Below are 12,935 nucleotides of genomic sequence, written 5' to 3' on the forward strand. Positions count from 1 at the left end.
GTAACAGTGTCAGATGCGCAGCTTCGCGCGCTGCTATTCCCATAGGCTTATGATATGGGGTTTGGCGATGACAAGCCACATAATTGCCAAAACGCTTACTGGAATGGCGACTATCGCTGCGCGAGTTACGTACACATGGTAAATATGCAGCCGCGCGGATGATTGTTGATCGTACCGCTGGGTATTTAATTGCGCGAAAATCTGCGGCAGTTTGATATTGCCGTACCAGATATCGGCAATTTCTAATGGAATAATTACCAGCAGAATAATAAGCAATTTCCATTGCAGCCAGGGCTGTGCAAAGCCAAATAGCAGCGCTGCCATCGCGATACCCGAAGCGACCAGGCACACAAAGGCGATATGTTCGAGTATCAGCATCTGGATAAATACTTTGTAACCCAGATGAGTTGCCGATGTAAATTCGCCCTCGCGCTGCCGCAGTGCCATCAACATGCACCAGGCGCCCAGGCTTGGCCCCAACCAAAAAATCAACGCACCTATATGCAGTATTTTCAGGCCGATAAACCAATCAACACTATTCATTTTAATGGGTGACTTTCATAGTCTGTTGATGAGGAAATACAAACACGGCAATCGCCAGCATCCACGCCGTGCTCCACACCATACCGGCGGCGGTAAAAAATTTCGCTGCATCCAATGCATAAAATGCACAGCAAATACTCAGCCCAAAACCAAAGAACCAACCGGGAATGCCGGCGAAAATTATTTTTCGCGGTAAGGCTTTGTTCCGCAGCAACAAAATATTCAGCAACAACCCACCGATATTATAAAGCCCATTGCCGAGTGTTCCGGTTAATTGCATGGCAATCATTTCCAGCGTTTGCATACTGGCAAGCGTCGGGTCAATACTGTGACTATGCGGAATCACAAACGCAAAAATCACCTCCGCCCCAATATCCGGCACTATTCCTAACCCCACCAACAACACACCCAATAATCGCCATTCAGATTCCGGAATAAACGGCAATAACATAATACAAAAGGTCAACAACCCCAGCGCCGCCAGCATCCAGTTAAACCACCCCAATTGCCAGAGTGCTAAATTGTTTTGAATAAATGCATTGCGCTCAGTAATGCTATTGCCGGAGGCAACTAACCCATCGGTAATAACGAAAGCCATTTGGAGGCAGGCGAGGGTTAGGATTAAAACAATCAGAAAACCAAGGGTTGAATTTTTCTGCATAGATCGATCGCCATCTCCGTTACATTGTTTAGTCATCAATGTCTTTCGGCAGACGTTTCGAATTGACTCCGATGGATGCCCACCAGGGTAATTCAATCAATAGCGTTTCTTTCCCTTCATTGTTTAAACGATATCCCATGTCATAATTTACAAGATAGGCCCCGGCAAACGGGATAAAAATTGTCAACATGGTGGCTTTGACTTTGTCAAAGCCAGAGTAAAGCGGAAACCTACACGCACCATATATTGTGAGCGTTGAATATAGGAGCCATATTAACCCAGTAGCAAAAAACCAACTGCCAAAATCCATAGTGGTCATCCCTAGCTAAGTTTATGGGTAGCTTACAGCGCATGCTTAGTCAGTTGATCCACCAACTTCTGATGCACACCGCCAAACCCGCCATTGCTCATAATCACAATATGCGTGTTGGGTTCGCTGATGGAGATGGCGCAGTGGATGAGTTCATCCAGGTCTCTTACCAATTTTGCGGGTACCGGGCTTTTGTTGACGATCTCGTCCATGGCCCAATCGACATTCGGGGGTTGGTACCACAAAACGTCGTCCGCGTCGGTGACGCTTTTGTTGAGTGAGCTTTTGTGGACGCCCATGCGCATGGTGTTGGAGCGGGGTTCGATGATGGCGATAATTTTTTCGTCACCCACTTTTGCGCGCAAACCGGCGAGTGTGGTTTTAATCGCGGTGGGGTGATGGGCGAAATCATCGTAGACTTTGATGCTATGGACGTCAGCTAAAATTTCCATACGGCGTTTTACACCGGCAAATTGTTCGAGTGCTTTAGCGGCGTGCTCTGGTGTTACGCCCACATGGCGTGCGGCGATAATTGCGGCTAATCCATTATTCACATTATGAATGCCGGTTTGTGCCCAGTGAATTTTCGCAACTTCTTCACCATTGTGAATTACCGCGAAAGCGGAGCCGTCGGTCGCTAACAGCTTGGCTTGCCATTCTGGTGCTTTCTGTTCGGTAGTAGGTTCCTGTGCAGAGTTTTCTTCGCTAATCACCGTAAATTGTTGTTGCGGTGTCCAGCAACCTTGTTGAATCACTTCTGCAAGGGCTTTGTCGTTAGTCGGGGAAATTAATAAACCGTTATTGGGGACTGTGCGCACCAAATGATGGAATTGTTTTTGAATCGCCGCGAGGTCGGGGAAAATATCGGCGTGATCAAATTCGAGGTTATTTAAAATCACTGTACGCGCGTTGTAGTGAACAAACTTGGAGCGCTTATCAAAAAAGGCGCTGTCGTATTCGTCCGCTTCCACCACAAAAAATGGCGTATTGCCAAGGCGCGCAGACGTGGGGAAATTTTTGGTGACGCCGCCAATCAAATAACCCGGTTCCATACCGGCGTATTCCAGAATCCAGGCGAGCATCGAGGATGTAGTGGTTTTTCCGTGGGTGCCAGCGACCGCCAATACCCATTTGCCTTGCAACACGTGGTCGCGCAGCCATTGTGGGCCGGAGGTATAAGGAATGCCTTGATTGAGTACATATTCAACACTGGGGTTGCCGCGGCTCATGGCGTTGCCAACCACTACCAGGTCAGGCGGGGTGGGCATATGGGGCGGTTGCAGATGGATGGGGTCAAAACCTTGAATTAGCTCAATGCCTGCTTGTTCAAGTTGGGTGCTCATGGGCGGGTAGACATTGGCGTCGCTGCCGGTAACGCGGTGGCCGAGTTGTTTGGCGAGTTGGGCGAGGCTACCCATGAAAGTGCCACAAATTCCGAGTATATGAATGTGCATATTTAACTCATTATTGAATAGTGTTTTGTGTGATTGGTATAAAGGGATTAACCTATACTTTTCAGTGGATTGCAACCTGATTGAGTCTGGCAGGAGTATCAACCCGTGCGATATGGGTCAATTATTGTTAGTGCGGTAATAGCGTTGAGCTTGATGGTTGTCGAGGCATCGGCACAGGCTTCTATTAATCCAAATTCCCGTGTGGTTAAAGTTGCGGCGGCCAAGTCAGAATTTGCGGTTGCCCAGGATTATTTTGTACAACTCTTGCGCAAGGCCCTGGAGGCTGGCGCGGGTGGGCGGCCGGTGCCCGTAATTCATGAAACCGAGTTGATGGAACAAGGTTTGGGTGTGCAGGAAATGATTCGCGGCAAAAAAGTGGACGTCTATTGGATGGGCACAGACGCAGAGCGCGAGCGCAAGCTGCGCCCCGTTCGCATCCCGTTGGATCGCGGTTTAATCGGCCATCGCCGTTTTATTATCCAGAAGCGCATGAAAGGGGCGTTTGATGGAGTGAGCGATTTAAAAGTGCTGAGTGGCTATTCCGCTTGCCAGGGTGTGGAGTGGCCTGATACCAAAGTGTTGCGCATGGCAGGTTTAAAAGTGCGTGAGATCTCCAGCTTTGATCGCATCTTTCAGGAAGTGGCTAGTTTGCGTTGCGAATATTTTCCGCGCGGCTATTTTGAGGGCTATTCAGAAGTAGAGCAGCGCAAAGCAACCTATCCCGATTTAATGTTTTACGAAAACCTGATTCTGGAATATCCCTTTGCGCTGTATTTTTTTGTAAACCCAAAAGATGAAGAGCTGGCGCGCTGGATAGAAATGGGCCTGGAAAAAATGATTGATGATGGCTCATTTGTTAAGCACATGGAGCTGCACCCCTTAACCAAAATCGCGTTTCCGCTCAACAAGGTGAAGAACCTGCGCTGGATTCATATTGAAAACCCCAACATGCCGGCGGGAACGGATTATAGAAATCCGCGTTACTGGTTTCAGCCCAGTGATTTTAAATAGGCTTAGCGCTCTCCCATTAGCCGCCAAGATAACGCGCGCGCTTGGCGGCTTTCATTTGGGTGATGTCACCCATAAATAATCCGTCTACACAATTGCCGAATTCTGAATCCACGCTAAAGGCGAGTAGTTCATAACCCCCTTCTTCATAGAGTGCAGCATATTGCTTAAACAGCACAGGGATTTTGTGACCGGCAGTGGAAAATTCCGTTTGCAGAATTTCAAAACCCTGATCGCGATCCAGCTTGCTGAATTTGTGTTGCAACGCAATTAACGCATCTTCATCAATTTCATGCGGGTGTTTGCCTTCCGCAAGGCTCTCGCTGTCTTTGTAATAGCGCTCGTAATAAAACACCAACAAATCGCGCAGTGCTTTCGGGTATTGCGCGCTCATACTCACCGGGCCAAATACGTAGCGAATGTCCGGGTTGTGTTTGATGTAGGCGCCCAAACCCTGCCATAAATAATCCAGGCTGGCTTTGCCCCAATAATCCGGATGCACAAAACTGCGGCCCAATTCCAATCCTTGTTCGAGATAGGGTTTAATGCCGGGCTGAAACTCAAATAAATCGGCGGTGTACAGCCCGCTAATACCTTTTCTATGGAGAATTTTTTGCGCCTCACCTAAACGATAGGCGCCGGCGATACACAGCTTTTCCTCATCCCACAATACCAGATGACGATAATAGTGATCGTACTTATCCAAGTCGCGGCGGCTACCGGTGCCTTCACCTACTAAACGAAATGTTTGCTCACGTAGTCGACCAATTTCGCGCAGCACGGTGGGGTGATGGTTGTAATCGCACAAATAAATGCCGTGGTTATCGCGCGTTTGGCCAATCAGTTCTGCCGATTTAAACTCCTTGATTAAAGCGGCCCGATCTTCCGGGTGGGCGATGGTTTTTTCGGTGATAAAAATCGCCGGGCGTTGACCCTTTGCACTGCGATTTTTGCCGATTTTATAAAGGTGTTTTTTCAGGCGTTTAATTAGCGCCTTGTCCGCCAGCTTGTCGGTTTCCAATGCGTGGTGGGGAATCACTTCGCCAATTCGGAATTTAATTTCAGCCGAATGTTTATTAAACATTTCGTGGGCGAGCAGGGCGGTGGCTAAGGGTTTGAATATCATCGATGCGCTGTAAAACAGCAGTGAATTTTTGGCAGAGACAAAAATCGGCAAAATCGGCGCTTTGGTTTTGCGTGCAAAATGTAAAAATCCCGCCTGCCACTTTCCATCGCGAATGCCTTTGGGGCTGGCGCGCGAGACTTCGCCCGCCGGGAAAATAATAATGGCTTCGTCGTTATTTAGCGCTTGTAAAATATTCTTATAGCTCTGCTTATAGGCTCCGCGTGTCATATTGTCTAACGGCAAGAGCAACTCGTGCAGCGGTTCAAAGGCCATGAGCATATCATTAGCAATAATTTTTACATCTTTGCGCACTTCGCTTACCAAACGCACCAGTGCCAAGCCATCCAGCGAACCAATGGGGTGGTTGGCGATAATGATTACTCGCCCCTGTGCGGGAATATTATTGCGCTCGCGCTGGGAGACGCTGTAACTGAAATTGAAATACTCAAAAATCCGGTCGATAAAATCGATGCCTTGGTTCCCTTCATGCTCGCGCAGGAAGGCATTGATTTCTTTTTCATGGGTGAGTTTGCGCAGAATGCTCAGGGTAGAATTGCGTACAATGGGTGCTTGCTGATTAAAGCCGGGGAATTTGTCGACGAGGGATTGTTCGATATTGAGCATGGCAGTCATAACCTTGCAGGATGTTTTCCCTGAGGTTATGACTGTGGTGTGACGTTTGTGTGATAAACCGATTGCAGTTGTGTGACATTCAGTACTGAGAGTGAGTGCTACGTTGCCGGAGTCGTCGTCCCGGTTAACTGCTCTTCTTGCTTGGATAGCAGCGCAGCGTAAGGTGCTTTGAGGGCGATAAATTTACCGCTGTCGTTGACGATATCCAGATGCTCTTGCAAGTCTGCATCAATCAAACGCTGGCTAATTAATATTTCGCCTTTGTCCGGCTTCAGGTAATTATTGTGCTGTACCACAAAATCTTTCAGCAGCGATTTGTTGGCGCTGACCGGTGCTGATAATTCATGCACGGCGGCGGCAAGGTGCAAGCGCGGGCTGGGGTTTTTCGCCGCGAGGTTGCTCAGTAACTGCGCGGCACAGACGGCGCGAAAACTGCACTCGTAAAACGCTTCTCCGGTGAAATCGATAATCAGTGTTTCACCCGATAACATTTGCCGCTCGCCGGAATACAAATTCAACACACCCTGCAATTGTTTTTCAAAACGGCGTAACACTGCGGCAAAACTTTCACTGTTTAATTGCTGGTAGAGCTTGCTCATATTGACGATTTGCAAACTCAAACGAACGGAAACGTGCTTGGGCGCTTCTGGTTCCGGCTCGGGGATGTCTTCGATGGTAGGCATTTTTTCCACCACCGCAGTTACTATCTCGCTGGTGCTGGGCAATTTATCCTTGAGTTCTGCCCACCACTGGCGCTGGATAGTCCACCAGATTGCTAATAGCGATACAAATACCGCACCCATCCACATCATAAAAAAGCGATAGTCGCGCTCGCTGTGCAAGGGAACATCCAGAGAAACTTCCAGATAACCGGCAACGTTGTTATGCAATGCAATAGCGGCAGAAAAGGTGTAGCGCTTGCCTTTAATTTCCTGATTGGGTTTAAAGCCGCTTTGCACCAATAATTGGTTTTCTACCGAGTGAATAGTGGAACCAATCACGTGAGGGTACTGGCTGACTTCCAACAGAATGGCCTGCAGGCTTACCAGGTCTTGCTGCAAGGTGGCGTTTACGGCCTGGCGCGCGGCACTATTGGCGAGTACTTGGCCATAATGATTAATTTGTTCGCGTTGATTGAGTTCGCTGTTATAGCTGTAAGCCCAACCGCCAAAAATGCCCAGCGCGATGAGCAGCAGGCTGCAAAGGGAAAGTTGTGGGTAACTGCGATAGGTGTTGATAATGGTCATTTCTAGTGAAGTCCGTGCGCAACTGCATGCGTTTCTGTTGTAACCCCGGTTCCTGCCTGGGTCGTGAAAGACGGCGGCCTGCGCCATGTCGTCTGGAATTGCATTCTAGCTTAAGTTGTTGTCGGCTGCTAAGCGCTAGTTCGCGTCACAAGCTGCTGTGGGGCTGCGTTAAATTCCGCTAGAATGCGCGCTTTCGCCCCCAGGGGCCAAGCCCTACGCCAGCGCATCATGGTCTGGCTCACTAAAGTAGCTAAAAAATAGCTCATCAAGAGAGGCTCTGTGAACGAAATTTTACTGATTAACGCCTCGGGCGTGGACAAGCCCGGCGTCACTCGCGCGATTACCCGTGTACTGGCCAATGTTAATGCCCGCGTGCTGGATATTGGCCAGGCGGTCATTCACGATACCCTGGCGCTGGGGATTTTAGTGGAGCTGCGTATTGCCGCTGAAGCGCGCGCGCAGTTGCTGGAACAGATCCAGCAGGCGACTGAGCCATTAGGTATTCAGGTCCGCTTCCAAACCATCAGCGCGGAAAGTTATGACCAATGGGCTGAGCAGCAGGGTAAGACTCGCCATATTGTGACGCTGTTGGCGCGGCAGGTAGATGCAGCCATGATTGCGGAGCTGACCGCAGTGACCTCTAAACACGGTTTGAATATTGATTCTATTAATCGTCTCTCGGGGCGCGTGTCGCTGGCGGAGTTAACGGCTGAAGAGGCTGCTCAATCCAGCGCATGTGTAGAGTTTTCGGTGCGCGGCACGCCTGCCGATTTAACCGCATTGCGTGCGGACTTTATGGAGTTGTCTGCACAGCTCAATATTGATGTCGCGTTCCAGCGCGATACGGTTTACCGCCGCAATCGCCGTCTGGTGTGTTTCGACATGGATTCCACCTTGATCGACGCGGAAGTCATCGACGAATTGGCAAAAGCGGCTGGTGTGGGTGAACAAGTTGCTGAAATTACTGAAGCGGCCATGCGTGGCGAGCTGGATTTCAAGCAGAGTTTTGCACGGCGTATGGCGCTGTTAAAAGGTCTGGATGAATCAGTGCTGGCAGGCATTGCTGCGCAGCTGCGATTAAATGAGGGTGCAGAGAAATTAATTTCCACGCTGAAAAAACTCGGTTACAAAACGGCCATTCTCTCGGGCGGTTTTAATTATTTTGGCAATTTTCTGCAAAATAAACTCGGCATTGATTATGTCTATGCCAACGAGCTGGATATTGTGGATGGCAAGGTTACCGGCGAAGTGAAAGGTATTGTCGTCGACGGCAAACGTAAAGCGGAATTGTTGGAGATGCTTGCCAAACAAGAAGGTATTGCGTTGGAGCAGGTTATAGCCGTTGGCGATGGTGCAAATGACTTACCTATGCTGAGTGTTGCTGGTCTCGGTGTCGCTTTCCGTGCGAAGCCGTTAGTAAAAGCCTCCGCGGAGCACAATATTTCCAATCTCGGGTTGGATGCAATTTTGTATCTGCTTGGATTTCGCGAGCGGGATAAATTGTAGGAAAGATTGAACACGAAGACATAAAAAAACCGGAGCTGGCTCCGGTTTTTTTATGTCTGTATTTTAGTCGCCAATCTGTGGTTGCTAAGGCTTATATTTAGCAGCGTCTGATTAGTGCGACGCTCAGCTTCCACTTCGTATAAGGACACTCGCGCGATTAGGATTCCATATTGAAATCGTAAGTCATGCCGGTGCTTGGCTCTTGCAAGTAGTGACCCTGAATATAGTGGGCGCCGGCTTGCCACAGGGTGGAAAGTACGCTGGCGTTTTCTACAAAGGGCACCAGGGTTATTTTGTTTTCGCTGTTTAGCTTTTCAATTAATTGGATCAATGTTTCCGGGCTTTCATTATTGTTCTGAATGTCAGTCGTGAAAGACCCATCCACCTTAATCATTTCGGCAGGTACATGGCTCAGGGTATTAAACGGATTCAATGAGCAACCAAAATTGCTGATCGAGAATTGGGTTCTAAGTTTGGTTAGACCTTCGGAAAACCCTTTCGCTGCATTCAGGTGGTTGGTGACATCAATTTCTTGCGCTTGGAACACAATTGAATCAGGCGATAATTTTGCCGCCTTAAACGCAACGCCCAGCCAGGGAATCAGGGTTTCATCACACAGTGACTGACGTCCGATATTCACAATCAGTTTGGTTTTATTGCCCTTGGCGCGATGCTGGGACAGCATCTTGATTGATTCGAGAATGACCCAGCGATCAATTTTAGTGGCAACGCTGATGTTGGCCGCCGCTTCCAGGAAATGATTGGGCGTAATTTCTTCGCCCTTATCATCCAGCATGCGCAAATAGACTTCGTAGTACTCTTCGTCAGAGCCACGCAAGCTGATAATAGGTTGGAACAACAAACGGAAACGGTCATTCGCGAGTGCGTGTTGGATAACGGCGGCTACGTCGATCTTGATTTCTTCTTTGGAAATTTCCGGTTCAAACAAGAGCGCGCTGTTACCATTTTCGCTGCGCACTTTTTCCATTGCCATGCGCGCCTGTTCAATGACGGTGTTAGTGCTGGTAGTGGTCTCATTAATTAGCGATATGCCGATACTGCATGTAATCTGCAGTGTTTTGTGATCGATATCGATAATGTGCGCTTCAATATCTTTGCACAGTTGGTTAGCGCGATTGACCGCAGCATCGGCCTTGACGTTAGGTGCAATAATGGCGAAGGTGGAGTCGCTCAGTCGTGCAATCGTATCGCTGGTGTTGGCCTTGGCGCGCAGTAAAGTGGCGATATCTACCAGCGCTAAATCCGAGCCTGCGACGCCAAAGGTGTTTTTGATACGTTCGCTGAAGTTATCCAGTTCGATATAAAACAAACAGAAAATTTGTTTGTCATCGACGGTATCAATGATGTGATCCAACTGGTTGAGCAGGTATTGGCGATTGTAAACACCGGTCGCCAGATCCTGCCATTTAATTTGCTTCAGTTGTGCTTCCAATGCTTCGTTGTTGCTGTGCACAACGGCTGATGCTGCACGCGCTAAAAACTGGATGCAAGGCTCTTCATCGTAAGTAACCAGTGAAACTTCCAGGTCAATGTGTTTGGTTTCGCCTGCCTGGGTGATGCCGCTGAAGGCCAGTGAACTGGATTCCGCTTCTTCGCCTTTGATGGTGAAATCTTTTAAGAAGTTTTTCAGGCGGATTTGATCGGCATCGGCGACCATATCCATAATCGGCATAGCTTCGATGTCGTCACGATTTTCGTAAGCAAATAGCTCTGCAAATGATTCGTTGGCGTAGAGATACAAACCATCCTGCACGAACGCAATGGCATCGCGCGAGCTATCCAGCAGTTGCTGGCTGCGGCGCTCCGCTTCGCGAAAGCGACGGTCGGCATTGCGGCGTGCCTGGCGCTGTTCGCGATTATTTAACTCGCGATCGATGACTAGCAATAAATGTTGGTCATCGTCGAGGTTAACGACATCCGCTGCGCCCACGCGCAAACCTTCAACCACGGCGAAGGGGTTTTCGTCTTCATCCAGTTCGCTGAGCAGAATGACGGGAACATCTTTGTTGAGACGGCGAATTTGTTTGATTGCAGTTTGCGGGTTGGGATTGGTGGTTTTGTCGTTACCTATCAACAGATCCCAACTTTGCTCCTGAAGCAATTTCACCAGCGCTTCTTCACTTTCCACATGTTGCGCGCGGCAGGGGTGACCGGATGCATGGAGCATGCTGATTAGCCGTTCGGCTTCAGTGCGTGAATTGTTCAGGATAAGTAAGCGGATGGTTTCTGTTGTTGTCATAAGTCTTCTGTATATCAGGGGCTCCCGGCTCATTGTGACTATAGCGCGTTTTTTTGCGCGCGAGCCGTGCGTCGCTGCAATTCCTGGAGTCGTTAGTTTGTTTTTGTTGATTTTGCTGACCACTTCCTGCCGATAAGCCGGAAAACTCTGCCTTGTGTCGCCGCGCGCTTGCCATGCCGGGTGAGCTATTGATGGGGCTATATTACTGGAAACGATTGCCCGCTCAACTTCACATGCGATTTATGCGATCTGGTCGTACCTTTTGTGCTCTGGTTCGCAGTTGTCTGGGTAATGCCTGGGCAGTTTATTGCCAGACTGAATCAAAATCGTCTTTCTTTTCCTCCGATTGTGGTTTGCTTGTGGCCAATTCGCGATAGCCGAATTGGCTAAACGCGCCAGTTGCAAACAGGCGGCTCGTGAGTTGGACGGATAGATCCTGCGCACTGACGCCGGGTTGGGGTTGCAGGTACAGCCGCGCTTTACTGAACTCGTGGAAACTGATGGCGTTGGCGATCAAGCTCGCCGGTTGGTTGATGGCTTTAAGCTCGGGGATTTGGAGTGCGCGTAGATATTCGGCAAACCCGCCCGTTTTATGAACTGCCGCCAGGCCGACCGGAATCGCATGGGGCGCCAATATCTGAATGCCCAGTTGCGTTGCCCCTTTGGTTTGATGTGCCCAGCGCACCACACCTATCGCCCATTTGTTGCGACCGTACTCGCGCAAGCCCAGCAGCTCGCCCGCCCGCACTTGCACGGGGATCTCCTCGCGCCATTCCAAGCCATACCCACCAAGACTGCGGTCGATCAGTGGCACGTTATAGATGGGATGGCTGCCTTGGTAACTGTCTTTCTCTTGGGATTTAAGCTGCTTGTCAATATTGATGGTCGGCAGTGCTTTTCCATCCAGCATCGTACCCTTTATATCAAAGGCGTCACCCCAGGGATCGTTGGCTTTTTTACTGGTATCCGCCTTTAACTGTATGCCGCGTTTTTGATAGATCGCCCCTTTTTCCGGGGCGCCACTAATGGCACTGGATTGGTTTAAAAACAGATTAAATGGCTGCTCGCCGGCCAGATGGAAATGAATGTTGGTCAGGCCGACGGTAACCTCGATATCAGTGTTGACCTCCTGGCGCTCGAAGCTGCGCATGGCGATATGACTCCAGGCTTGCTCCAGGTGTTTTGTCAGAGCGGCAGTTAAATTAACGCCGGTCGGCAACGGGTTTTTTTCCGGTTCTGCCAGGGTTGCTTTGGACAGCTCATGCAGTTGCTGAACCAGGCGAGTGGTGCGCAACTCCAGCAATGTTTGGTCGGTTTGCTCGGAGGTTGGTCGCCAATTGGATTTGTAAAATGGAGGACGGTTGCTATCCAGAAGCACTACAAACAGATTTTCTTTACCGGCAGGTGTGTAGCTCTCCAAATCGGCCATGCCCGCCAACAAATCCAGTAACTTATAGGTGTTTTCAATTTCATCCTGACGCAGCTGGTTTGGACGCGCAGTGGCCAGCAACAAAATTCGCACATAGGTTTGATGGATGTTTTTTAGTCCGTGGTGGTGCGGTTGCTTGTCTTCAATCAGTTCGTATTCCAACGATAGCAATCTGGCCAAACGGTAAAGTGCGTGTACCTCCGCCCAAACCTGACTGGATATGGGCAAATAGAGTTGGTAGGAGCGCAGTAGCAACAACCCCAATGCCGTCATGGCGCGTTGGATAGTCAGGGGTAGTTCCGAGGGGGCGGGTGATTTGCCCAGGGTGTTGCCGGTTTTGAGGCACAGCTCGCGCACAACAGCGAGGTACCCATTCAAAAAGTGCTTTTGGATTGCCTGGGCAACGGTAGCCGTTTTCAACGCAGCTTCCGGCAGTATCAATGGTTGGTTGAGGTATTTTTGGGCCAGGCCGTTCAGGGTTTGGTGCACGGGAATACGCAATAGCTCCAGCAGGCCAAGCCGATTATCCCAGCTCGTCTGCAACCGGCTTATTTCGTGTACCGCTGTATATAAAGGTGCGCTTACCTGTTGCGCTTGGGTTAGTGGTAACTGTTGTAACCACTGCTTCAGCTGCGGTTCTTTATTACCGGCGCAAAAGCTGAGCTGTGCCAGGTTTTGCGCCGGCACTATGAGCTTGCTCAGTAATGGTTGTAAATCAATATCCGTGGTCATCATCCGCCATCAGCTAAATTGCAGTT

The 12,935-nt window shown here is 49.5% G+C and carries 10 protein-coding genes; 2 read left to right on the forward strand and 8 right to left on the reverse strand.

Annotated features, from left to right (window positions below; translation table 11 throughout):
* Positions 1–33: 33 nt before the first annotated feature.
* The 4 genes from D0C16_RS21225 to mpl are packed head-to-tail and all read right to left on the reverse strand — an operon-like array spanning position 34 to position 2,968.
* Positions 34–543 carry a DUF2269 family protein gene (locus tag D0C16_RS21225; protein WP_151034191.1) on the reverse strand — a complete coding sequence of 170 codons (510 nt, stop codon included), beginning with the start codon at positions 541–543 and terminating at the stop codon, positions 34–36.
* 1 nt (position 544) lies between these two features.
* On the reverse strand, positions 545–1,204 hold the full coding sequence (locus D0C16_RS21230) for a hypothetical protein (RefSeq protein WP_151034192.1): 660 nt from the start codon (positions 1,202–1,204) through the stop codon (positions 545–547).
* Positions 1,205–1,232: 28 nt separating this feature from the next.
* Entirely contained in the window at positions 1,233–1,514 is a 282-nt protein-coding gene (locus D0C16_RS21235) for a hypothetical protein (protein WP_151034193.1), read from the reverse strand.
* Positions 1,515–1,546: 32 nt separating this feature from the next.
* Positions 1,547–2,968: a UDP-N-acetylmuramate:L-alanyl-gamma-D-glutamyl-meso-diaminopimelate ligase gene (gene mpl, locus D0C16_RS21240; protein ID WP_151034194.1), complete on the reverse strand. Its 1,422-nt coding sequence runs from the start codon at positions 2,966–2,968 to the stop codon at positions 1,547–1,549.
* A gap of 105 nt (positions 2,969–3,073) precedes the next feature.
* Here mpl and D0C16_RS21245 point away from each other — a divergent pair, with 105 nt between their 5' ends.
* A complete protein-coding gene (locus D0C16_RS21245) occupies positions 3,074–3,979 on the forward strand; it encodes a hypothetical protein (RefSeq protein ID WP_225318793.1) in 906 nt (301 codons plus the stop codon).
* 16 nt (positions 3,980–3,995) lie between these two features.
* Here the strand turns inward: D0C16_RS21245 and D0C16_RS21250 are convergent, their stop codons facing one another.
* Entirely contained in the window at positions 3,996–5,726 is a 1,731-nt protein-coding gene (locus tag D0C16_RS21250; RefSeq protein ID WP_151034195.1) for a lysophospholipid acyltransferase family protein, read from the reverse strand.
* Positions 5,727–5,833: 107 nt separating this feature from the next.
* On the reverse strand, positions 5,834–6,982 hold the full coding sequence (locus D0C16_RS21255; protein WP_151034196.1) for a hypothetical protein: 1,149 nt from the start codon (positions 6,980–6,982) through the stop codon (positions 5,834–5,836).
* Positions 6,983–7,261: 279 nt separating this feature from the next.
* On the opposite strand from D0C16_RS21255, the gene serB reads away from it, so the two are divergent.
* Positions 7,262–8,488, forward strand: a complete 1,227-nt coding sequence (gene serB / locus D0C16_RS21260) for a phosphoserine phosphatase SerB (RefSeq protein ID WP_151034197.1) — start codon at positions 7,262–7,264, stop codon at positions 8,486–8,488.
* Positions 8,489–8,645: 157 nt separating this feature from the next.
* Here the strand turns inward: serB and D0C16_RS21265 are convergent, their stop codons facing one another.
* Together D0C16_RS21265 and D0C16_RS21270 are read right to left on the reverse strand one after the other, a co-directional pair.
* Positions 8,646–10,748, reverse strand: a complete 2,103-nt coding sequence (locus D0C16_RS21265) for an EAL domain-containing protein (protein WP_151034198.1) — start codon at positions 10,746–10,748, stop codon at positions 8,646–8,648.
* 304 nt (positions 10,749–11,052) lie between these two features.
* On the reverse strand, positions 11,053–12,912 hold the full coding sequence (locus D0C16_RS21270) for a hypothetical protein (protein WP_225318794.1): 1,860 nt from the start codon (positions 12,910–12,912) through the stop codon (positions 11,053–11,055).
* Positions 12,913–12,935: the final 23 nt, after the last annotated feature.

This window comes from Cellvibrio sp. KY-GH-1, from assembly GCF_008806975.1.
GTDB lineage: Bacteria > Pseudomonadota > Gammaproteobacteria > Pseudomonadales > Cellvibrionaceae > Cellvibrio.

What these genes read in the sequence shown, in the direction of transcription:
- D0C16_RS21225 (WP_151034191.1), bottom strand. Translation starts at nt 543, where the DNA reads ATGAATAGTGTTGATTGGTTTATCGGCCTGAAAATACTGCATATAGGT.
- D0C16_RS21250 (WP_151034195.1), bottom strand. Translation starts at nt 5,726, where the DNA reads ATGCTCAATATCGAACAATCCCTCGTCGACAAATTCCCCGGCTTTAAT.
- D0C16_RS21230 (WP_151034192.1), bottom strand. Translation starts at nt 1,204, where the DNA reads ATGCAGAAAAATTCAACCCTTGGTTTTCTGATTGTTTTAATCCTAACC.
- D0C16_RS21255 (WP_151034196.1), bottom strand. Translation starts at nt 6,982, where the DNA reads ATGACCATTATCAACACCTATCGCAGTTACCCACAACTTTCCCTTTGC.
- mpl (WP_151034194.1), bottom strand. Translation starts at nt 2,968, where the DNA reads ATGCACATTCATATACTCGGAATTTGTGGCACTTTCATGGGTAGCCTC.
- D0C16_RS21235 (WP_151034193.1), bottom strand. Translation starts at nt 1,514, where the DNA reads ATGGATTTTGGCAGTTGGTTTTTTGCTACTGGGTTAATATGGCTCCTA.
- D0C16_RS21265 (WP_151034198.1), bottom strand. Translation starts at nt 10,748, where the DNA reads ATGACAACAACAGAAACCATCCGCTTACTTATCCTGAACAATTCACGC.
- D0C16_RS21270 (WP_225318794.1), bottom strand. Translation starts at nt 12,912, where the DNA reads ATGATGACCACGGATATTGATTTACAACCATTACTGAGCAAGCTCATA.